The 21,027-nt window shown below is 59.0% G+C and carries 22 protein-coding genes; 9 read left to right on the top strand and 13 right to left on the bottom strand.

Going from position 1 to position 21,027, the window contains the following annotated elements; genetic code table 11:
• The first annotated feature begins 64 nt into the window (after positions 1-64).
• The 8 genes from RD1_RS06745 to RD1_RS06710 all read left to right on the top strand — a co-directional run bounded on the left by RD1_RS06745 (position 65) and on the right by RD1_RS06710 (position 7,917).
• Positions 65-1,612, top strand: a complete 1,548-nt coding sequence (locus RD1_RS06745) for a putative bifunctional diguanylate cyclase/phosphodiesterase (protein WP_011567713.1) — start codon at positions 65-67, stop codon at positions 1,610-1,612.
• A 171-nt stretch (positions 1,613-1,783) separates the two neighbouring features.
• Positions 1,784-3,604, top strand: coding sequence for a membrane protein insertase YidC (gene yidC / locus RD1_RS06740; protein WP_011567712.1), 1,821 nt, complete (start codon positions 1,784-1,786; stop codon positions 3,602-3,604).
• Complete coding sequence (locus RD1_RS06735) at positions 3,601-4,341, top strand: MOSC domain-containing protein (RefSeq protein WP_011567711.1); 741 nt, start codon at positions 3,601-3,603, stop codon at positions 4,339-4,341. The genes yidC and RD1_RS06735 overlap by 4 nt, the downstream gene beginning before the upstream one ends.
• Positions 4,341-4,991, top strand: a complete 651-nt coding sequence (gene yihA / locus RD1_RS06730; protein WP_011567710.1) for a ribosome biogenesis GTP-binding protein YihA/YsxC — start codon at positions 4,341-4,343, stop codon at positions 4,989-4,991. The genes RD1_RS06735 and yihA overlap by 1 nt, the downstream gene beginning before the upstream one ends.
• A 29-nt stretch (positions 4,992-5,020) precedes the next feature.
• Positions 5,021-5,884, top strand: a complete 864-nt coding sequence (argB, locus tag RD1_RS06725; protein WP_011567709.1) for an acetylglutamate kinase — start codon at positions 5,021-5,023, stop codon at positions 5,882-5,884.
• 90 nt (positions 5,885-5,974) lie between these two features.
• Positions 5,975-6,769 carry a sterol desaturase family protein gene (locus RD1_RS06720; RefSeq protein WP_011567708.1) on the top strand — a complete coding sequence of 265 codons (795 nt, stop codon included), beginning with the start codon at positions 5,975-5,977 and terminating at the stop codon, positions 6,767-6,769.
• On the top strand, positions 6,766-7,416 hold the full coding sequence (locus RD1_RS06715; protein ID WP_011567707.1) for a hypothetical protein: 651 nt from the start codon (positions 6,766-6,768) through the stop codon (positions 7,414-7,416). The genes RD1_RS06720 and RD1_RS06715 overlap by 4 nt, the downstream gene beginning before the upstream one ends.
• A gap of 3 nt (positions 7,417-7,419) precedes the next feature.
• Entirely contained in the window at positions 7,420-7,917 is a 498-nt protein-coding gene (locus RD1_RS06710) for a SixA phosphatase family protein (protein WP_011567706.1), read from the top strand.
• A gap of 53 nt (positions 7,918-7,970) precedes the next feature.
• On the opposite strand, the gene RD1_RS06705 is transcribed toward RD1_RS06710, so the two are convergent.
• The 13 genes from RD1_RS06705 to rpsM form a co-directional block, all read right to left on the bottom strand.
• Positions 7,971-8,741 carry an amino acid ABC transporter ATP-binding protein gene (locus RD1_RS06705; RefSeq protein ID WP_044032992.1) on the bottom strand — a complete coding sequence of 257 codons (771 nt, stop codon included), beginning with the start codon at positions 8,739-8,741 and terminating at the stop codon, positions 7,971-7,973.
• Positions 8,742-8,754: 13 nt separating this feature from the next.
• Complete coding sequence (locus RD1_RS06700; protein WP_011567704.1) at positions 8,755-10,053, bottom strand: amino acid ABC transporter permease; 1,299 nt, start codon at positions 10,051-10,053, stop codon at positions 8,755-8,757.
• A 3-nt stretch (positions 10,054-10,056) separates the two neighbouring features.
• Positions 10,057-11,271, bottom strand: a complete 1,215-nt coding sequence (locus tag RD1_RS06695; protein WP_011567703.1) for an amino acid ABC transporter permease — start codon at positions 11,269-11,271, stop codon at positions 10,057-10,059.
• Between the two features lie 133 nt (positions 11,272-11,404).
• A complete protein-coding gene (locus RD1_RS06690; protein ID WP_011567702.1) occupies positions 11,405-12,421 on the bottom strand; it encodes an amino acid ABC transporter substrate-binding protein in 1,017 nt (338 codons plus the stop codon).
• A 198-nt stretch (positions 12,422-12,619) separates the two neighbouring features.
• Positions 12,620-13,330: an ATP12 family chaperone protein gene (locus RD1_RS06685; RefSeq protein WP_011567701.1), complete on the bottom strand. Its 711-nt coding sequence runs from the start codon at positions 13,328-13,330 to the stop codon at positions 12,620-12,622.
• 3 nt (positions 13,331-13,333) lie between these two features.
• Positions 13,334-14,011: an HAD-IA family hydrolase gene (locus tag RD1_RS06680; protein WP_011567700.1), complete on the bottom strand. Its 678-nt coding sequence runs from the start codon at positions 14,009-14,011 to the stop codon at positions 13,334-13,336.
• Positions 14,011-15,051: an RluA family pseudouridine synthase gene (locus RD1_RS06675; RefSeq protein ID WP_011567699.1), complete on the bottom strand. Its 1,041-nt coding sequence runs from the start codon at positions 15,049-15,051 to the stop codon at positions 14,011-14,013. The genes RD1_RS06680 and RD1_RS06675 overlap by 1 nt, the downstream gene beginning before the upstream one ends.
• Entirely contained in the window at positions 15,048-15,431 is a 384-nt protein-coding gene (gene crcB, locus RD1_RS06670) for a fluoride efflux transporter CrcB (RefSeq protein WP_011567698.1), read from the bottom strand. Before crcB ends, RD1_RS06675 begins: the two co-directional genes overlap by 4 nt.
• 66 nt (positions 15,432-15,497) lie before the next feature.
• Positions 15,498-16,823: a replication-associated recombination protein A gene (locus RD1_RS06665; protein WP_011567697.1), complete on the bottom strand. Its 1,326-nt coding sequence runs from the start codon at positions 16,821-16,823 to the stop codon at positions 15,498-15,500.
• A gap of 222 nt (positions 16,824-17,045) precedes the next feature.
• Positions 17,046-17,468, bottom strand: coding sequence for a 50S ribosomal protein L17 (gene rplQ / locus RD1_RS06660; protein ID WP_011567696.1), 423 nt, complete (start codon positions 17,466-17,468; stop codon positions 17,046-17,048).
• A gap of 129 nt (positions 17,469-17,597) precedes the next feature.
• Complete coding sequence (locus tag RD1_RS06655; RefSeq protein ID WP_044033372.1) at positions 17,598-18,614, bottom strand: DNA-directed RNA polymerase subunit alpha; 1,017 nt, start codon at positions 18,612-18,614, stop codon at positions 17,598-17,600.
• 114 nt (positions 18,615-18,728) lie between these two features.
• The gene (rpsK, locus tag RD1_RS06650) at positions 18,729-19,118 is read right to left on the bottom strand and encodes a 30S ribosomal protein S11 (protein ID WP_011567694.1); all 390 of its coding nucleotides are present in this window, start codon (positions 19,116-19,118) and stop codon (positions 18,729-18,731) included.
• Between the two features lie 15 nt (positions 19,119-19,133).
• The gene (gene rpsM / locus RD1_RS06645; protein ID WP_011567693.1) at positions 19,134-19,502 is read right to left on the bottom strand and encodes a 30S ribosomal protein S13; all 369 of its coding nucleotides are present in this window, start codon (positions 19,500-19,502) and stop codon (positions 19,134-19,136) included.
• A gap of 307 nt (positions 19,503-19,809) precedes the next feature.
• On the opposite strand from rpsM, the gene RD1_RS06640 reads away from it, so the two are divergent.
• Positions 19,810-21,006: a hypothetical protein gene (locus RD1_RS06640; protein WP_011567692.1), complete on the top strand. Its 1,197-nt coding sequence runs from the start codon at positions 19,810-19,812 to the stop codon at positions 21,004-21,006.
• Positions 21,007-21,027 lie beyond the last annotated feature (21 nt).

Below are 21,027 nucleotides of genomic sequence, written 5' to 3'. Positions count from 1 at the left end.
ATTCTGACTCGTCTAGTCTCTACGCGTTTACCGCTATGCAAAGCGCCGTTGAGAGAGGAATGACATGTTCAAAGTGCTGGCAGAGGCGTTCGCCTCAGCACGACTCCGACTTGGCGCAATTCTTTTCAGCCCGCAAAGCCTCGCTTTCTTGCCCGCATTTTGCCTTGGGCTCTATTGGTATGGCGGTGAAACGGCTTTGATGATCACTGCCTTGGTTTTTCCCGTATTCTTCCTCGTGGCACGTGCAAAACTAGCTGAAACAGTGACCACGTCCAGGCAGGATAGCGTGCTGGGCGTGATGCAGCCCGATGGCTTTCAGGATATCGTTGCGGCAAGGTTCAGGGAGGCGCGCGCAGGCGGATTGATCTCCACCGTGTTTCAGATTGAAATTGATGATCACACTTCGCTGGTCGAAAGACATGGGCAGCGCGCGGCCGAAGTTATTTCCACAACATCCGCTGACCGGATTGCCGCAGTGCTACGAGACCGGGACGCTGTAACGCATCTGGATACCTTTAAATACGCAGTCTGCCTTGAACCGGTGCGCCAGATGGATCTTGAACTGTGTATCCAGCTCGCCGGCAGGATACAGGCCGCTTTGGAGGAGCCGATCGCACTGGATGCCACCGCAGTGTGTATCACCAGTTCGGTCGGCTTTTGTCAGCAGACCAAAGTGCTTTCGCGCTCGGGCGAAGCATGGCTGGCAGCGGCGGGCCATGCCCTGCGGGAAGCCCATCTGAATGGCCCCGGGGCGATCCGCGCCTATTCAGAGAAAATGCAACAAAAATCGGAAATCCGCGCGGAACTGCGCGAAGAGGTCGCGCAAGCCCTCGAAAAAGGGCAGATAAAGCCCTGGTTTCAACCCCAGATATCCACCGATACAGGGCTGGTTACCGGTTTTGAAGCTCTCGCAAGGTGGAACCACCCCAAGCGGGGCATGGTGCCACCGGGGGCTTTTCTGACCGCCATTGAACAGGCGGGTATGTTGGAAAAACTTGCTGAAGTCATGATATTCCACGCGTTTACCGCCCTCAAGGCATGGGACAGCGCAGGGGTGTGCGTCCCACAGGTGGGTGTGAATTTTGCCGGTCCGGAATTGAGCAATCCCAAACTGGTCGACAAGATAATCTGGGAGTTGGACAGGTTCGATCTCGCCCCAGAGCGCCTCGCCGTCGAGGTGCTGGAAACTGTCGTCGCGAATTCACCGGACGATACGATCACGCGCAACATCAACGGGCTCAGCAAACTGGGCTGCCGGATTGACCTTGATGATTTTGGGACAGGGCATGCATCCATCTCATCCATACGCCGGTTTTCCGTCAGCCGGATCAAGATAGACCGCTCTTTCGTCATAAAAGCAGATCGCGACCCCGAACAGCAGCGCATGATCAGCGCCATTCTGACCATGGCGGAACGGCTGGAGGTTGAAACATTGGCCGAAGGAGTCGAATCCGTTGGCGAACATGCGCTGCTGGCCCAACTGGGTTGCGATCATGTGCAAGGCTTCGGCATCGGAAAACCCATGCCTTTCGACCAGACACTGGACTGGATTGCCAGCCACAACGCCAAGCTGCAGGCCACGCCACAGATATTGCCCAATAAACTCCGCTAGAAGCGGCCCATGTCGGCAAGGTTGAAGCGATCGCCCCCACACACGCCGAGCGACCGCTTGCACAAGCGACGATCGGTAGCAGATCATGGGGAAAACCCCGAATCTGCTTGACCTTTGTGCCGACACTCTGTTGAACCACGCTGATACTCAACAGAGCAGGTGGCTGCCCCGATGGACGACCAAAACAAGAACCTTATTCTTGCAACAGCACTCAGCTTCATCGTGATCCTGGTGTGGTTTGTTCTATTCCCCCCACCCGAACCCGAGATGCCGCTCACCGGGGAGACGTCGACCGAACTGACACCGGACGCGGCCACGGGCAGCCTGCCATCCGTGACCTCGGACACCGCGCCATCCGTGGTGATCGAGGGCGAAACCCGCTCCGCCGCACTTGAACAGGCGCCCCGGGTTGAAATCGCCACGGACCGCGTGAAGGGGTCGATTTCACTGCTGGGCGGACGGATCGATGACCTGTCCCTGAAAGACTACCGCGAAACCCAGGAGGAAGACGCAGACATCGTTACGATGCTCTCCCCCGTGGGCAGCCCCGGGGCGTATTACGCGCTCTACGGCTGGGCGGCCGGCGCGGGCGTAGACCCATCCCAAGTGCCCGGCCCGGATACCGAATGGCAAGTCATCGACGGCGATATTCTGTCGGTGGATGCCCCTGTCACATTGCAGTGGGACAATGGCGCGGGGCTGTCGTTTACCCGCATCATTGAAATTGACGACAACTACATGTTCCAGATCACGCAATCGGTGGCCAACACGTCCGACGCCCCTGTGACCGTCGCGCCTTACGGAATTCTCGCCCGCCATGGCGAGCCGGACGATCTAAAGAACTTCTTCATCCTGCATGAAGGCGTGGTCGCAATGGCAGACGGCGAGTTGACGGAAACCAATTGGGACGACATCCCGGAATTCCCTGTGGATCAACGGGAAGGCGTGCCCGCCGAGCGGATCGAAAACGTGCTGAACGGCTGGATCGGCTTCACCGATCACTTCTGGATGTCGGTTCTGATTCCCGACCCCAGCGCCTCGGCAAGACTGACGACCAAATACCGTCCTCGTGCCGACATCTATCAGGCGGAAACCGTTTTGCCCGCGCAGACGGTCGCACCGGGCACATCCGTAAGCGCCACGACCCAGCTCTTTGCAGGCGCAAAGGAATGGGAAACGATCCGCAACTATCAGACCGATGGCGTTGACCGTTTCATCGACAGCATCGACTGGGGCTGGTTCTTCTTCCTGACCAAACCGATCTTCTTTTTGCTGCATTACCTCAATGCGTTCATCGGCAACATGGGCTGGGCGATTATCGGCCTGACCCTGATCATCAAGGCAATCCTACTGCCGCTGGCCTATAAATCCTATGTCTCCATGGCGAAGATGAAAGAGCTTCAGCCGCAAATGGAAAAGCTGAAGGAAGAGGCTGGCGACGACCGTCAGAAAATGCAGCAGGGCATGATGGAACTCTACAAGAAGGAAAAGGTGAACCCGGCGGCGGGCTGCCTGCCCATCCTGCTCCAGATCCCGATCTTCTTTTCGCTTTACAAGGTGATTTTCGTCACGATCGAACTGCGCCACGCGCCTTTCTTCGGGCCGTTTCAGGACCTCAGCGCGCCGGACCCCACTTCGATCATGAACCTCTACGGGCTCTTGCCGTTCGACGGGCCAGAGCCGGGGTCGATCATGGCACTCATCTTTATCGGTATCCTTCCGCTGTTGCTGGGTATTTCCATGTGGCTGCAACAGAAACTCAACCCCGCGCCCACTGACCCGACGCAACAGATGATCTTTGCATGGATGCCTTGGGTGTTCATGTTCATGCTCGGTGGCTTTGCAAGTGGTCTGGTGGTCTACTGGATCGCGAACAACACGATCACCTTCGTGCAACAATACATGATCATGCGCAGTCAGGGATATAAACCGGATGTCTTTGGCAACATAAAAGGCGGGTTTCAGAAGAAAACAAAACCCGACTCGAAATGACCACCATCACGACGTTGCTGCGCCATCCGCTCAAAAGCCATGGGCGGGAGGCGTTGCAGCACACAACCCTCACAGCAGGGCAGCCGATGCCGTTCGACCGGCTTTGGGCCGTGGCGCATGAGGCATCAAAGGCAGACGGCAGCACATGGGTGCCCTGCGCGAACTTCAGCCGCGTGTCCAAAGCGCCAAACCTCATGGCGATCACCTGCCGGCTGAACGAAGCGACCGGCACGTTGACCCTGTCGCACCCCGACAGACCCGACCTGACGTTCAACCCGGACACCGACACGGATGCGTTTATTGCCTGGGTCAGCCCGCTTGTTCCGCAGGACCGGGCCTTGCCTGAGCGCATCATCAAACTGGCGGGCCGCGGATTTACCGACAGCGATTTTCCATCTGTCACCCTGTGCAACCACGCGTCGCATCGGGCAGTTGAGGCCGAATTGAAACAGCCTTTGTCGATCCACCGCTGGCGGGGCAACATCTGGTTTGAAACCGATACGCCATGGATTGAATTTGACTGGCTGGGCAAGGATGTCCGCATCGGCGACTGTATTCTCACCGTGCGCGAACGGACTGACCGTTGCCTTGCCACCACGGCCAATCCGGACACCGGCATGCGGGACGCGGATACGCTGGCCGCGCTGGACACCTGGGGCCATCAGGATTTTTCTGTCCGCGCCGAGGTCAAACACGGTGGCACCATTCGCGTCGGCGATCAGATTGAGGTGCTGTGATGCAACTGCCCTTCCCGGTCGCGCAGGACCCTGATCAACACTCGCTCGAAAAGGGCCGCCTGCTCTTTGCGGGCGACACCGAATTCGTCAAGGGCGTGGTGGCCATGTCCGGCCTGCCGGATCCTGACCGCCTCGAAGTCTGCTTTGCCGGTCGCTCCAATGTTGGTAAATCCTCTTTGATCAACGCGCTGACGGGCCGCAAAGGTCTTGCGCGCGCCTCCAACACACCTGGACGCACGCAGGAAATCAATTTCTTTACCGCGGGTGAGAGCCATTACCTCGTCGATCTGCCCGGCTATGGCTATGCAAACGCGCCGGTGCCCGTGGTCGAAAAATGGCAACGGCTGCTGAAACAATACCTGTCCGGTCGCCAGACCCTGCGCCGCGCCTTCGTGTTGATTGATGCCCGTCACGGCGTCAAAAAGGTGGACGAAGAAATCCTCAGCCTGCTCGACAGTGCCGCCGTCACCTTTCAGGTCGTTCTGACCAAGGCCGACAAGGTCAAGGAAAAGGAGCGCGAAAAGGTGCTGGATCAGGTGCGCACCGCCCTGTCAAAACACCCGGCCGCATTTCCGGAACTTGTTATCACCTCGAGTGAAAAGGGATGGGGTATCCCCACACTGCGCTCGATCATCACCGACCTGACCTGACACGCCCCAACCAAACCCATGGCCCCAAGATGAAGACCCAAGATATGAACCGCGACTGGATTTCAACCGCAAGCACGCTGAACAAGGCGCTGCCCTATCTGCAACGCTATGCCGGGGCGACCGTGGTGATAAAACTTGGCGGTCATTCGATGGGCAGCGATGAGGCGATGGACGAATTTGCCCGTGACGTGGTGTTGATGCGGCAGGTCGGCGTGAACCCGGTGATTGTGCACGGCGGTGGCCCGATGATCAACGCGATGCTCGACAAGCTGGACATCAAATCCGAGTTCGTGAACGGCAAGCGGGTGACGGACCGGGCCACCATGGATGTGGTCGAGATGGTGTTGAGCGGCCTCGTCAACAAGCGGATCGTTCAGGCGATCAACGGTCAGGGCGGCTGCGCGGTGGGTATTTCGGGCAAGGATGCGCGCCTTATTACCTGTTGTCAGACAGACCCCGATCTGGGCTTTGTGGGCACACCGCAGGATGTTGACCCGCGCCTTTTGCGCGACCTCACCGAAAAGGAATACATTCCCGTCATTGCGCCCTTGGGGGCGGACCAAACGGGCCAGACCTATAACATCAACGGGGATACGGCTGCGGGTGCGGTCGCGGCAGCGCTCAAGGCCGACCGGCTGCTTTTGCTGACGGATGTTGCCGGGGTGAAAAACGACGCCGGCGATGTGCTCACTGAACTGAGTGCGAAACAGATCGAAGATATGACCCGCGATGGCACAATCGCCGGGGGCATGATCCCGAAAACGGAAACAGCGCTTGCCGCATTGCGCGGCGGCGTGCGTGCAGCAGTCATTCTGGATGGGCGCGCCCCGAACGCCTGCTTGCTGGAACTCTTTACCGAACATGGTGCAGGCTCGATCATCCGCGCGGACTAGCGTTCCGCCATGCGATGGCATAGGCGTTTTCTGACGCAGATGTGTCAGGGAACGGCTTGTTCTGACAGTACTGGCGACTAGGTTAGACACATGGAAAACGAAGCACTTATCCGGCTCGCGATTTTCGTCGCTCTCTTTGCGCTCCTGGCGACACTTGAGACGCTCGCACCGCGTCGCCTGCGCAAGCACACGCGCCGCACGCGGTGGGTCACAAATTGGAGCGTGACCGTCCTGAACACGCTCACGCTGCGCGCGCTCGCCTTTGCCTTGCCACTGCTCGCCGTGGGTGCTGCCATGGACGCTGAGGCGAACGGTTGGGGGCTTTTCAACCTGATTGCGCTGCCCTTCTGGATTGAGGTCATCTGCGTCGTGCTGATCCTTGATTTCGCGATCTGGCTGCAGCACCTCATCACCCACAAGGTGCCGCTCCTGTGGCGCCTGCACCGGGTCCACCATGCGGATGTGGATATGGATGTGACGACTGCGATCCGCTTTCACCCGATCGAGATTGCATTGTCGATGCTGCTGAAAATCGGTCTGGTCTATCTCTTGGGGCCAGCGGCCATCGCCGTGGTCCTTTTCGAGATCATCCTCAACGGGACCGCGATGTTCAATCACGCCAATCTTGCCCTGCCGAAAGCGCTGGATCGTCTGGTGCGCAAGGTACTGGTGACGCCTGACATGCACCGGGTCCATCATTCGGTGCACCGCCATGAACATGACAGCAACTACGGCTTTGCCCTGTCGATCTGGGACCGCATGTTCGGGACTTACATCGCGCAACCTGCTGCCGGGCATGACGCCATGCAGGTGGGCCTTGAATGGCAGGATGACCGCCCGAGCAAGCTCGGCTGGTCGCTCTCCCTGCCGTTCGTGCGCAAGTGACATATGACGCCCTTCAGGCTGCGGCTCTGACCCGGTCCCTGACCATCCTTGGCGGGTTCCATCCCGCAGCCGATGACGGGGTTCCGCCGGGTTTTCAGACCCTCTTGCTGCTCGGCCCACACGAACCCGGATTCTGGGCGAGTTTCACCCAAAGCCCTGAATGGCAGGACGGCGCGCCTGACCCGATGGACCGCTGGTCGACGCGGGTCATTGACGCATGGGCCGCTGATCTGGATGCGCTGGCGCTTTATCCGTTTGGCGGGCCGCCCTTCAAACCGTTCTTTTCATGGGCGCTGAAAACCGGCCGGGTGCATGCCTCTCCAATCATGTTGCTGGTCCACGACAGCGCCGGTTTGTTCGTGTCGTTCCGGGGCGCGCTTGCCCTGCGCGACAGGATCGACCTGCCGCCCAACCCTGCCAACCCGTGTCTCGGCTGTATCGATCAGCCCTGCACCACCACCTGCCCCGTCGATGCATTGGACGGGAAAAACTATGATGTGGTGGCCTGCAAGACATTCCTCGAACAAGCCGGGGGGCAGGACTGCATGGCGTATGGCTGCGCGGCGCGGCGGGTTTGCCCGGTGTCGCAGCAATACCCGCGCACCTCGGCGCAATCGGCCTATCATATGACCACTTTCAAAGGGTAGCGGATGCTTCGACTGATCCTGATGCGGCACGCGAAATCGGACTGGAACCATATCGGCACCGCTGACCACGACCGCCCGCTCAACAAGCGCGGACGCAGGTCGGCCACTGCCTTGGGGGTCTGGCTGCGCGCGCAGGGGCACATCCCGGATGAGGTGCTGTGCTCTTCTGCCGAGCGGACCGGCCAGACGCTGATGGGGTTGCAGATCGACCCCACGCCGCCAACCCGGTTCATCAGAGCACTGTATCTGGCGGAGCCGCGCATCATGATCGAAACACTGCATGAGGCGACCGGCGTGTGCGTGCTGATGATCGGGCATAACCACGGCATCTGCGAGTTGGCCAACCTGTTGGTGGAGTCGCCCCCGGCGCATGCGCGGTTTGCGGATTATCCGACAGGGGCAACGCTTGTGTGCGACTTTGACGTGGGCAGTTGGACAGAGGTGGACTGGCATCAAGGCCGGGTCGTTGATTTCATCGTGCCGCGTGAATTGACCGACTGAAACGGAAAACGCCGCCCCCATGGGACGGCGCATCCAATCAATACCAACCTCGTTCAGTGCCCGAGGATCTGGCTCAGGAACAGTTGCGTGCGCGGGGATTGCGGGTTGTTAAAGAACGCCTCAGGCTCGTTCTGCTCGACGATCTGCCCGGCATCCATGAAGATCACCCGGTTGGCGACCTGACGCGCAAAGCCCATTTCGTGGGTCACGCAAAGCATGGTCATGCCCTCTTCGGCCAGTTCGATCATGGTGTCGAGCACCTCTTTGATCATCTCCGGGTCCAGCGCAGAGGTCGGTTCGTCAAACAACATGATCCGTGGCTTCATGCAGAGCGAGCGCGCAATGGCCACCCGCTGCTGTTGCCCGCCCGAAAGCTGCCCGGGATATTTGCCCGCCTGATCCGGGATTTTCACCTTTTCAAGGAAGTGCATCGCCGTTTCTTCGGCCTCTTTCTTAGGTATCTTGCGCACCCAGATCGGCGCAAGCGTGCAATTCTCAAGAATCGTCAGATGCGGGAACAGGTTGAAGTGCTGAAAACACATACCAACCTCTGAGCGGATCTTGTCGATATTCTTCAGGTCAGACGACAGCAGCGTCCCATCCACGGTGATGGAGCCTTGCTGATGCTCTTCGAGCGCGTTGATGCACCGGATCAGCGTGGATTTACCCGACCCCGATGGCCCGCAGATCACGATCCGTTCGCCACGATTCACCGTCAGGTCAATGTCGCGCAGTACGTGGAACGATCCGTACCATTTGTTCATGTTGCTGATGGTGATCGCGATCTCGTCAGAGACCTGCATTTGCGTTGCTTGTTCAGCCATTGGTCAGGCCTCCTTATCTGTGATCGGTCGCGAGGCGACGTTCGAGCCATTGTGAATATTGCGAAATGCCGTAGCAGACGACAAAGAACAGCAGAGCGGCGAAACCATAAAGTTCCCAATAGACGCCTGCCCAATCCGTCGAGGCGAGGATCGGCCCCCGGATCATCCCAACAAGGTCGAACATCGAAATGACCGACACTAGCGTGGTATCCTTGAAAAGCCCAACGGCCACATTCACGATGCCCGGGATCGAAATTTTCAGCGCCTGCGGCAGGATGATCAGACGGGTTGCCTGCGCATAATCCAGCCCAAGGCTGTCCGCCCCCTCGTATTGTCCCTTGGGCAGGGCTGCGAGGCCACCCCGGATCACCTCGGCAATGTAGGCCGAGGAGAACATCGTGATCATGATCACCACACGCAGGAACAGATCGACCGTGGATTCCGGCGGAAAGAAATAGGCCAGCATCACCGAAGCCACGAACAACAAGGTGATCAGGGGCACGCCACGAATGAATTCGATAAAGATAACACAAATCCATTTGATCAGCGGCATGCTCGACTGACGACCAAGCGCCAGCACGATCCCCAATGGCACGGACAGCGACACACAGGTCACACCCAGCATCATGTTGAGCATGAAACCACCAAGGTCACGGCTTGGCACCGCCGTCATCATCGCCGTGTCATTCGCGTTTTCAGGGATCAGCAACCCGCCAAGGTTCCAGACGATCAATGCCGCAGCAATCCCGCCGAAAAAGCCCTTGGCAAAGCTACCGGCCACAAAGCGACTGTAGACGAGATAGCCCGCGACACAGCCCACCAACGCCAGAACAGGCACGCCCAGCGCGCCGCCCCAGATGAGGTAATAGGCAATGAAGGGATAAAGCGCCGTGAAGATCAACAGCTTGCGTGGCAGATCGAAAAACAGCACTGGCGCACCCGCAACGAAGAGCAATACCAGAGCCAGCGCCGGCCGCCAGTAAAGCTCGCTCGGGTATTGGAACCCGAAGAGCAACTGGTTCAAACGCTCCGTCAGAACCGAGAAACAGGCACCGACCGCGCCGCCAAGCACTTCACGACACTCAGACAGGCTGCTGGTCGTCCAGACGCCATTCAGCAGCCACGGCAGGCTTCCCGCCAGAAGCAGGTAAATGAAGTAAAGCGCGATGATCGTCAAAACGCTATTCGCCGGCGTCGCAAACAGGTTTTCACGCACCCATTTCACCGGGCCGGATGCCGTAACAGGCGGAGCACGTTCGGGGATGGTTTCCGTGCGCACAAAGGAAGCGGAGTGTTGGTTTGTATCGGTCATCAATCAACGCTCCTTCAGGGTGACGGTTTTGTTGTAGACGTTCATGATCGCCGAAATGGACAGCGATATGACAAGATAGAACAGCATCAGCAGCAACACGCATTCAATGGCGCGACCGGTCTGGTTCAGGGTAATGCCGCCAAGCGTCGCAGTGATATCCGCATAGCCCACGGCAATCGCCAGCGATGAGTTCTTGGTGATGTTGAGGTAATGTGAAATGAGCGGCGGAATGATCACGCGCAGGGCCTGCGGTAGCACGACAAGGTTCATGACGCGTCCCGGATGCAGCCCGAGGGCGGATGCCGCTTCGGTCTGGCCTTTGGACACGGCCTGAATACCCGCACGCACGTTTTCAGCGATAAAAGCACCGGTGTAGATGGACAAGGCAAACCAAAGCGCGATCAGCGGTGCACCAATCTGGATACCACCCCGAAAGTTGAAGCCACCCAGCTCGGGTATGTCCAATCCGATGGGACGCCCCATGATGAAAAACATCACGATGGTCGGTACGAAAAAGATGGCAAGGCTCGGCCATCCCATGGGCAACAGACGCCCCGTTTGATACAGCAGGTTTTTGGCGTAGCGACGATAGGCAAAGACGCCCACGACCGACGCAATAAAGGTCGCAACGACGACCATAGACCCCGGTCCCCAGATCGGCGCAGGGATGTAGATACCGCGGTTGGTAAAGGCAAAGGCCCCCAGCAGCATCGTCGCTTCGGGTTCGTCACCCCGGAAAGCGCGCGGGGCAGGCATCACGGCGGTCATGATCGTAAAGATGATGATGATCCAGATCAGGACGGGAATGTTGCGGAAAATTTCGACATAGAAAGACATCAGCTTGGAAACAAGCCAGTTGTTGGACAGCCGCAAAACCCCTGCGATCACACCAAAGACAGTCGCCATGATACAGGCCAGAAACGCCACAAGCAGGGTGTTCAGGATACCGACGAGAGCCGCACGCGCATTGGAGGATTGGCTATCGTATTCAATCAGACGCTGGTTGATGTCATAGCCCGCCGGATCACCCAGAAACCCATATGAGATGTTCAGGCCCTGCGCGGCGAGATTGGTAAACAGATTGTTCGCGAGATAGGCAATGGCCACGATCAGGGCCAAAAGCGCGATCGCCTGAAACGTAATCGACCGGTAGCGCGTGTCGTTCAGCAGCATGGATAGCCGGAACGACTCCCTCGGTGGGTCCGTCATTATTGTCATTATTGTCTTCCCCGTGGTTCCGGCTATTCGCCTTTGTGGACGCTTGTGCGCCTCTGGCCTGCCGGGATTTTATGTTGGTCGTCCAATGTGCCAGGGGCGCAGATTTAACTCTGCGCCCCTGCGTTTTCAGTTCTTAACGGAACGGAGGCGAGTAGATCAGGCCGCCGTTTGTCCACTGTGCGTTCAGACCGCGCGACAGCGCAATCGGGGTATCCTCGCCAATGTTCTTGGCAAAGATTTCGCCGTAGTTACCCTGCGACGCGATGGCTCTCATGGCCCAGTCGGCATCAAGGCCCAGCATTTCGCCAAGGGTGCCCTCGGTGCCGAGCAAACGCTTGACTTCCGGGTTGTTGGACCCTGTCGCCATCTCGCTGACGTTGGCCGATGTCACACCCAGCTCTTCTGCCGTGATCAGCGCGTTCAGCGTCCAGCGCACCACGTCACCCCATTCGTCATCGCCGTGGCGCACAAGCGGGCCCAGCGGCTCTTTGGAGATGATTTCGGGCAGCAGAACGTGATCGGACGGGTTCTCGAAGCTCGCACGTGTCGCCGCCAGACCGGAGGCGTCTGTCGTGTACGTGTCACAGGCACCGGCGAGATACTGCTGCTGGCCTTCGGCGTTCGTCTCGATCGGAACAGGCTCATAGCTGATGTTGTTGGCACGGAAGAAATCCGCGAGGTTCAGCTCGGTGGTTGTGCCGGTCTGGATACAAACCGTTGCGCCATCGAGTTCTTTTGCCGATGTGACGCCAAGCGATTTCGGCACCATGAAGCCCTGGCCGTCATAGTAGTTGATGCCCACGAATGTGAATTTCAGGTCAACATCGCGGGAGAACGTCCATGTGGTGTTGCGCGCCAGCATGTCGATTTCGCCAGAGGCAAGTGCTGTGAACCGCGTTTTGCCTGTTGTCGGCACGAATTCCACGGCGGTTGCATCGCCCAGAACCGCAGCGGCAACCGCGCGGCAGACTGCGACGTCAAACCCGTTCCATTCGCCATCCGCATTCGGCGCGGCAAAGCCGACGAGACCGGTTGTCACGCCACAGTTCAATGTGCCGCGCGCTTTCACGTCATCCAAAGTACCGGCAGCCGCAGCGCCGGCCGCAAGACCAGCAATCGTCAGCGCACCTAAAAGTACTGATTTTTTCATTTTAAACCTCTTCCTGATTTTCCGCTTTATCAACAGCGGGTCGACCGGTTGCATAACCGGCGGTGACACTTGAGCACTTTGTGTGCTCCGAGTGGTCGCAATACTGTTCGTTTTAGGGTGTGAACGTCAAGGGTAGGATTGCCTATTTCACCACAAGACAGCCTATCCTAACGTCAACTTCATCCGGGCGCGCAACTTTTAGACAAAGGACAAGTCAAATACCTGCTTTGCATGAATAAATGCGGCTTCTTTGATAGCTGCGGCGGCCTCGGCTTCCGCGTCGCGACCCCACTCTTCCGCCTGCCAGATCTCATCCAGTCGCGAAATATCCCAAATCGTCTTCGCAGGCAGAAAATCATGGGTCGCGGCAAAGCCGAGAATCAGTGAGCCGGACAGGCTCACGAGATCGTGAAAACCTGCAAGTTCGAAGGACGACAGTGCGCGTGTCTTTTCCGTCAGAACGGCCAGTGCTTCAGGTGCCTGCGGCACATGCATCACGCCGGCCCGCGCATCCAGGCGCGCCCCCAAAGCATCCGCCGCCCAATCAAGCAGCGGATCCCATTGCGCCGCCTGCCGCGCCACCAGCCCTTCGGGATACTCCGCGCGGTAGCACAAAAGATCGCTGTCCCCATAGGCGGCCAACATATCCGCCACCTCTTGCTTTTGCACTGCGACCTTGTCCAGCGCGGCATTGGCGCTTCTGGTGAATGGCATGGTTGCGGGATCAATCTGCTCGCCCTGCGCATTCCATTCAGCGGCGATTTTCTCCGCGAAGGGCCGCGTCGGAGCAATCAGCGCGCGTTTCGCCGGGGTTTTGACTGCGCGCCCATCCAGCGCAATGCCAAACCCCTCTGCCGTTTCATCAATCACGGCCTCTTTCCAGAAGCGTTTTGCCTTCCATTCACTCATGTTTCATTCTCCCCAAAGTCGCGAGAGTGCCGGGGGCAGCCCGGTAAAATCCGTCAGAACCTCCGCCGCGCCCGTCAGCGCCGAAACCGGATGATACCCCCAACTGACGCCAATGCCGTGCACCCCAGCGGACCGGGCCATCTCCATATCGAAACTTGTGTCCCCGATCATGACCGTGTTCTCCGGATCAACCCCGGTGTCCGCCATCGCCTGCAGGATCATCGACGGATGCGGTTTGGACGGGTGAAAATCTGCCACCTGCCGTGTGACGAAAAACGACCCCAGATCATGGGCCTTGATCAGACTGTCGAGCCCGCGCTTGGACTTGCCCGTCGCCACGCCCAGCAAGACCTCGGGCGTGCTGTGCAACTGCTCCAGACTGCCCCGCGCACCGGGATAAAGCGGGCTGGACTGCGCCGCGCCAACCTTGGCGCGCATGTCAACATAGGCGGATTTATACCCCTCCACCAATTGGCTCTGCAGCGCCGGGCCCACATCCGGCGCCAGACGCGCCATGGCGACGGGTAAGGACAGGCCCACAATGCCCAACACCGCATCGCGCGACGGCACATCAAGGCCCAGACCCTCGAAGGCATGGCGCATCGCGCCCAGAATGTCGCCCTGGCTGTCCACCAAAGTGCCATCCACATCGAATATCACCAATCGCAGCGGCGTGGGCATCAAAGCGCCTCGAACGGGTCTTCGGCGGCCAGATCCTCGGTCCAGCCAAAGGTCTCCCAGCTCTGTTTCATATGGTCCGGCATATCCGCCGTGATCGTGACGGGTTTGCGGGTTTCAGGGTGCTCAAACCGCATCATACGGGCATGCAGGTGCAGCTTTTTGGAGATCACGCCGCCCAGTTGCGCGCCCCATCCGTCGCCCATGTTTTCCTGACCCGAACCGCCATATTTGCCATCACCGATAATGGGATGCCCGATTTCGGCCATATGCGCGCGCAACTGATGGGTCCGCCCAGTGATCGGCTCCATCGCAACCCATGACGCGCGCGAGCCCACCCGGTAAAGCGTCGCATAAAGCGTATGCGCGCGTTTCGCACCCGGCGTCTCGTCCACCTCGCGGGGCGGCAGGGCGATCATCTTTTCGCCCTCGCCACCGCGCCCGCGTCCCTGCGCCTTGACCAGCGCATAGCGGATTTCACCCAGGTAAGGCGTCGGCACCCCGGCCACCAAAGCCCAATAGATCTTGCGCGTTTCCTTGTGCCGCATCGCGGTCGTCAACGCCTTGGCCGCCATCCGCGTGCGCGCCAGCAGCAAAACCCCGGAGGTGTCCTTGTCGAGGCGGTGCACAAGGCGCGGTTTGTCCTCAAACCCGAATTTCAACGCCTCAGCGAGCCCATCGACATGGCGCGTCTGACCCGACCCGCCCTGCGTCGGCAGGCCTGCCGGTTTGTTGATCGCGATGATATGGTCATCCCGGTAGATCACACAGGACTGGATCATCCTGGCATCCGCCGCCGACACCGCAGAGCGCGCGACAGGTGCTGGTGCCGCCGTGTCCGGCAGGGGCGGAATGCGCACCTGCTGGCCCACTTCCAGACGGGTCGCCGCCTTGACACGGCCCCCATCGACGCGGATTTCGCCCTTGCGGCACATCTTTTCGACGCGCCCCTGACTGATCAGGGGAAACTGCTTTTTGAACCACCGGTCCAGCCGCTGGTCCCCCTCGTCTTCGCCGACGGTCAGTGTTTGCACTGCGCTCATAAATATACCCCACGCGCGACCCAGAGGCCCGCCATCAATCCAAATACCGACAGCCCGACCGACAGCGCAACATAAAGCCCCGCCTGCCAGATCTCGCCCCGCTCAAACAATGTCACGGTTTCCAGCGAAAAGGCGGAAAACGTCGTGAAACCGCCCAGCACGCCGGTCATGACAAAGGGGCTCAGATGCGTCAGCCCGCGATGCGCCGCCCAGACCACGAAAAACCCCATGGCAATCGACCCCAATACATTGGCCATCATGATCGCCACCGGAAAACCCGTTGGACCCCCGGTCAGACGGTAAACGCCGGCCCCGAGCAAATAGCGCAAAGACGCACCAATCGCACCCCCGGCGGCCACAAGGATCAAAGACTTCATCATGCGCGGTCTGTCCCGCGTCCAGCACCCGTTGTCAAGTTTTCCGCCCGCGCCGCAAGGGCCTGCGGATCACGTTGCATTGTCGTCCCGCTCCTGACGCAACTTGTCAAAGTAGCGCACGCGCTTTGCAAGTTCCCGCTCAAAGCCACGTTCAACGGGCGCGTAGTGCTGCGGCCTTTTCAGACCGTCGGGAAAGTAATTCTGACCCGAGAAGCCTTCCGGTGCATCATGGTCATATTGATAGCCCTTCCTGAAACCGAGGTCCTGCATCATCTTTGTCGGCCCGTTCAGGATATGCATCGGTGGCGGCAGGGAGCCGGACTTTTTCGCATCCGCACGCGACGCTTTATGCGCCACATATCCGGCATTCGATTTCGGCGCGAGCGCCAGATAAATCGCCGCCTGCGACAAGGCCAGATCCCCCTCCGGGCTGCCGAGCCTTTCGTAGGTATCCCACGCGCTCAGGCAAACGCGCGAGGCTTCTGGGTCCGCCAGCCCCACGTCCTCCCAGGCGATCATCGTCAGGCGCCGCAGAATGAAACGCGGGTCTTCCCCCCCTTCAAGCGCCCTGTGCACCCAGTAGATCGCCGCCTCCGGATCAGATCCGCGAATTGATTTCTGGATGGCACTGGCGATCGCGTAATGACCGTCTCCGGCGCGGTCATGCAATGCGGCGCGCCGGGTCAGCCGACCGGCGATATCCTCTGCCGAATAGGTCTGATCCTGTGGCCATGCACGCACACTTTCAACCAGATTGAGCAGGGCACGCCCGTCCCCATCGGCCATGGCGCATAACAGCGATTTGGCATCATCCGTCAGCGGCAGCGCCTGTCCGGTCTGCGCCTCTGCGCGTGCCAGCAACCTTGCCAGCGCCGTGGCATCAAGGCGCTCCAGCACCATCACCTGACAGCGGCTGAGCACAGAACCATTCACGCTGAATGAGGGGTTTTCGGTGGTCGCACCGCACACAGTAACGGTGCCGTCCTCCATCACCGGCAGCAGCGAATCCAACTGTGCCTTGTTGAACCGATGAATCTCATCAATGAAAAGGAAAGTGCCCTGCCCGAGCGATGCACGATCACGGGCAGCCTGGAAGACCTTCTTGAGATCGGACACGCCGCTGAAAATCGCGCTGATCTGTTCGAAATGCAGATCGGTCCGATGCGCCAGAAGTCGGGCAATCGTCGTCTTCCCAACGCCGGGCGGCCCCCAAAGGATCAAAGACGTCAAACGTTCCGCCGCCAGCATGGACCCCAGTGGGCCGTCCTCAGCCAGCAGTTTTTCCTGACCTATCACCTCGTCAAGAGACTGCGGCCTGAGCAAATCCGCCAGCGGACGCGTCTTTGCATGCTGTGGCGTCTTGTCGTTTCCGCCCGACTGGCCAAACAGGTCCATAGCCTACTCCATTTTTGCGCCGTATTACCGAAAAACGCACCTTGGTGCGAGTCCGCGCAGCGCTGCAAACCACACGCGATTTTACATGGCGACACCCCCGGCGCGCCTGTCCCAAGCCGGGCAAGTGCAACGCCATCAGCACCATGCGCTACAACCACCTCATCAAAAAAGCCCTCGTCCCGCGCGGGACAAGGGCTTTTCCAGCAGTGGCCTTTAAAGAGCTTATGCCTCTTCGGCGTTCTCTTCTGCTGCGAGGCGCGCTCTGTCGGCGGCCCCTTTTGCATCCCGGTCGCGGTCTACGAATTCGATGATGGCCATCGGTGCCATGTCGCCATAGCGAAATCCGGCTTTCAGAACGCGGACATAGCCACCCTGACGGTCTTTGTAGCGTGGGCCCAGAACGTCAAACAGTTTCGCAACGTATTGATCTTCCTTCAGTTTCGATGCCGCCTGACGGCGCGCATGCAAATCGCCGCGCTTGGCCAGCGTGATCATCTTCTCGATGATCGGGCGCAGTTCCTTGGCCTTGGGCAAGGTTGTCTTGATTTGCTCATGTTCGATGAGCGAACCCGCCATATTGGCCCAGAGCGCCTTGCGGTGCTCATGTGTGCGGTTCAGGCGGCGGTATCCACGTGCGTGACGCATTGTCTCTTCTCCTAAATGTGCCCTCTACGGGCCGTTTTGCTTTGTCTGACCGGGTGATGCGTGTCACCCGGTTCTCCTTGGGGCCTTGCGACCCGGATCGTCCCCGCACCTGCGGGCATTGGTCGGACCTTAGAAAGAGTCTTCGAATTTCTTGGCCAGGTCTTCGATGTTGTCCGGCGGCCAGTCCTCGACGTCCATGCCGAGATGCAGACCCATGCCCGAGAGCACTTCCTTGATCTCATTGAGCGACTTACGCCCAAAGTTCGGCGTGCGCAGCATCTCCGCTTCGGTCTTCTGAATGAGATCACCGATGTAGACGATGTTGTCATTCTTCAGACAGTTTGCAGAACGTACCGACAGTTCCAAGTCGTCCACTTTCTTGAGCAGCAGCGGGTTGAACTCCAGACCGTCGTCCTCATCCGCGCGGGAGGCGGATTCAGGCTCTTCGAAGTTGACGAAGATGCCCAGCTGGTCCTGCAGAATGCGCGCGGCGAACGCCACCGCATCATCCGGCGTCAGTGACCCATCGGTTTCGACCTTCATGGTCAGCTTGTCATAATCCAGCACCTGACCTTCGCGGGTCGGTTGCACGTCATAGCTGACCTTCTTGACCGGCGAATAGATCGCATCAATCGGGATCAGGCCAATGGGTGCGTCCTCTGGCTTGTTCTTTTCGGCAGAAACATAGCCTTTACCCTGATTGACGGTCAGTTCCATGTAAACGTCGGCACCGTCATCAAGGTGGCAGATCACATGATCCCGGTTCAGGATTTCGATGCCCGCAGATTCCGAAATGTCACCAGCAGTCACAACACCCGGCCCCTTGGCGGAGATCGACAGCCGCTTTGGCCCTTCGACTTCCATACGGATGGAAACGCCCTTGAGGTTCAGGATGATGTCAGTGACGTCTTCCCGCACACCGGCCACCGATGAAAACTCGTGCAATACATTGTCGATCTGCACAGAGGTGATCGCGGCCCCCTGCAGCGACGACATCAGAACACGACGCAGCGCGTTGCCCATGGTCAGGCCAAAGCCGCGCTCCAGCGGTTCCGCCGTGACGGTTGCCTGACGTGCCGGATCATTGCCCGGTTTGACGTCAAGTTGTTGCGGCTTGATCAATTCAGCCCAGTTCTTGTGGATCATGCGTCCCTCCATTCTTGTCTGCGCCCCATGTCCGAAAGGTGCAGACGCTCGAGGTTTCAAAAAAGCGGATGGGGGCCGTGCGCGAACACACGGCCCCAAATCTGGTAAAACAGCTTAAACGCGGCGGCGCTTTGGGGGGCGGCAGCCGTTGTGCGCCATCGGCGTTACATCACGGATCGAGGTGATGTTGAACCCGGCAGCAGCCAGCGCACGCAACGCGCTTTCACGCCCCGAGCCCGGCCCCTGCACTTCGACCTCAAGCGTTTTAACGCCATGTTCCTGCGCCTTGCGGCCCGCATCCTCAGCAGCCATCTGTGCGGCGTAAGGTGTGGATTTCCGCGAGCCTTTGAATCCCATCGTGCCGGCAGAGGACCACGAGATCGCATTGCCCTGCACGTCCGAAATCAGGATCTTGGTGTTGTTGAAGGAGCTGTTCACATGCGCCACACCTGCGGCGATGTTCTTGCTGGCCTTTTTCTTAACGCGTACTTTATCACGTGCCATTGGTCAGACCCTCCCTTATTTCTTCTTGCCGGCAATGGCCTTCGCGGGGCCTTTGCGCGTGCGAGCATTTGTGTGGGTGCGCTGACCGCGAACCGGCAGGTTGCGACGGTGGCGCAGGCCACGGTAGCAGCCAAGGTCCATCAGACGCTTGACGTTCATCTGCACTTCACGACGCAGGTCACCTTCAACGGTGTAGTTGGCGTCGATATGCTCGCGCACGGCCAGAACTTCGGCATCGCTGAGCTCGTTGACACGGCGGGATGGATCGATGCCAACCGCTTCGCAAATCTGTTTTGCGGAGGTGTTACCGATTCCAGTGATATAGGTGAGGGCGATGGGAACCCGCTTTGCAGTCGGGATATTGACGCCGGCAATACGTGCCACGTGGTATCTTCCTTTTCGTTGCGGGTCCGTGATTCCAGACCCTTTTTTCACAAACGAAGCCCAGCGCATCCAAAGCACCGGGCGTCAGCTGATCAGGTGATCCTGCACAGACAAGAGCGACAAGTCCCGCAGATTGATTCTCGTTAGAGATAGCGCGTGGTATGGGGTTTTTAACATGGCGTCAAGGCGCTGGTTTTCACAGCAGTACGCGGCACAAAGCTGCGCGCGCGCCGCACCAGCATAGACCCAAAGATCAACTTATACTAGTATCCCTCTGGTAACGATCATCAGCAACGAGGTGGCAGCCTTGGGCACTTACAAACAACAAGGGCGTGCAACCCGCAACCAGCGCCGCGCGCATGGCAGCCCTGGGACCGGACGTCACCCGGCGAACGAGACGCTGAGCAACCTGCAGACGTTGGCAGATAGAAGCCAACCCGTCCAACAACTTCGCGCCTACCAGCACCGTGCAAGCCTGACGCTTCAACGCGAGGTGGACACCAGCCGCAGCCCGTCACTCGGACGCGGCGTTGAAGACTATAAGTATCCGTTGCCCGCATCAGACAAGCTGCCGGGCTGGGCTGACAAAGGCTACGGCAAACCCGCTTATGACGAAAAAGGCGTGCTTAAAAACGATCCTGCCGATGGCGCGCCCGGCTGGGCGCAAGAGGAATATAGAAAAAAGGTCGGCAAGACCGGCACTGTCGACACCTCCTCAAGCCCGCGCCTGCCTGATGTCGCACCGGGCGAAAAACCCGGTTGGCAGAACATCGACCCCACCGGCGTGCCAAAGTGGGCAAAAGACGAATATAAAGAGGAAGCACCCAGAACACTGATTGCCAGCGTCGCCGATGGCAAGATCGGCAGCATCTACTTTCCGGACGGACGCATCCGCACGACCCACGGCAAGGGTCCGACCAAGTCCAAACACGGCCAGACCCTGCAATACAACATTGATTTCGATGCGGCCGCCGCCGAGTTTGCAAAGAAGAACCCCAAGCTCTACCGGAGGTTTCTGAATGAAGGTCTGGCGCTGGCCGAGAAAGACCCCTCCATCACCCGAAAGGAGGTCGAAAGGGCTGCCTCCAAGGCCTATTTCCACGAGGAGGCGAAATACATTGCCAAGAGGCTGAATGTGCCCAACCCGTCAAAGATGCCCGCCTTCGTAAGGTTGGTGACAAGAGGGCGCAAACTGCCAAGCTGGGCAGGGGAGGCCATCAAATCGCCCGATGATGCACCGGGTATGGACGTCGCGACCGACGGAAAGCTCTTCGAAGTGTTTCGCAAGATTAATGGCCGGGTGGAAGGGTGGCATCCTTCACGCGGGGCGGCCAAAAAATGGGAAACCAACAAACAGGTGGTGTCTGTTCTGGAAGCGGCCATCAAGCACCTCAAGGATCAGAAGATCAAAGGGGCCAAAAAGCGCAATGCTGCCTTTTATGACTTCATCCTGCACCGGATTCCCAGCTTCGCGGCCCAGATCAGAAAGCCTGACGAAGTTTAAGTCGGGATCTTAGCCGGTGTC

The organism is Roseobacter denitrificans OCh 114, assembly GCF_000014045.1.
GTDB lineage: Bacteria > Pseudomonadota > Alphaproteobacteria > Rhodobacterales > Rhodobacteraceae > Roseobacter > Roseobacter denitrificans.
The sequence above is the reverse complement of the archived record's forward strand: the minus strand, read 5'-3'. Positions and strand labels throughout refer to the sequence as shown.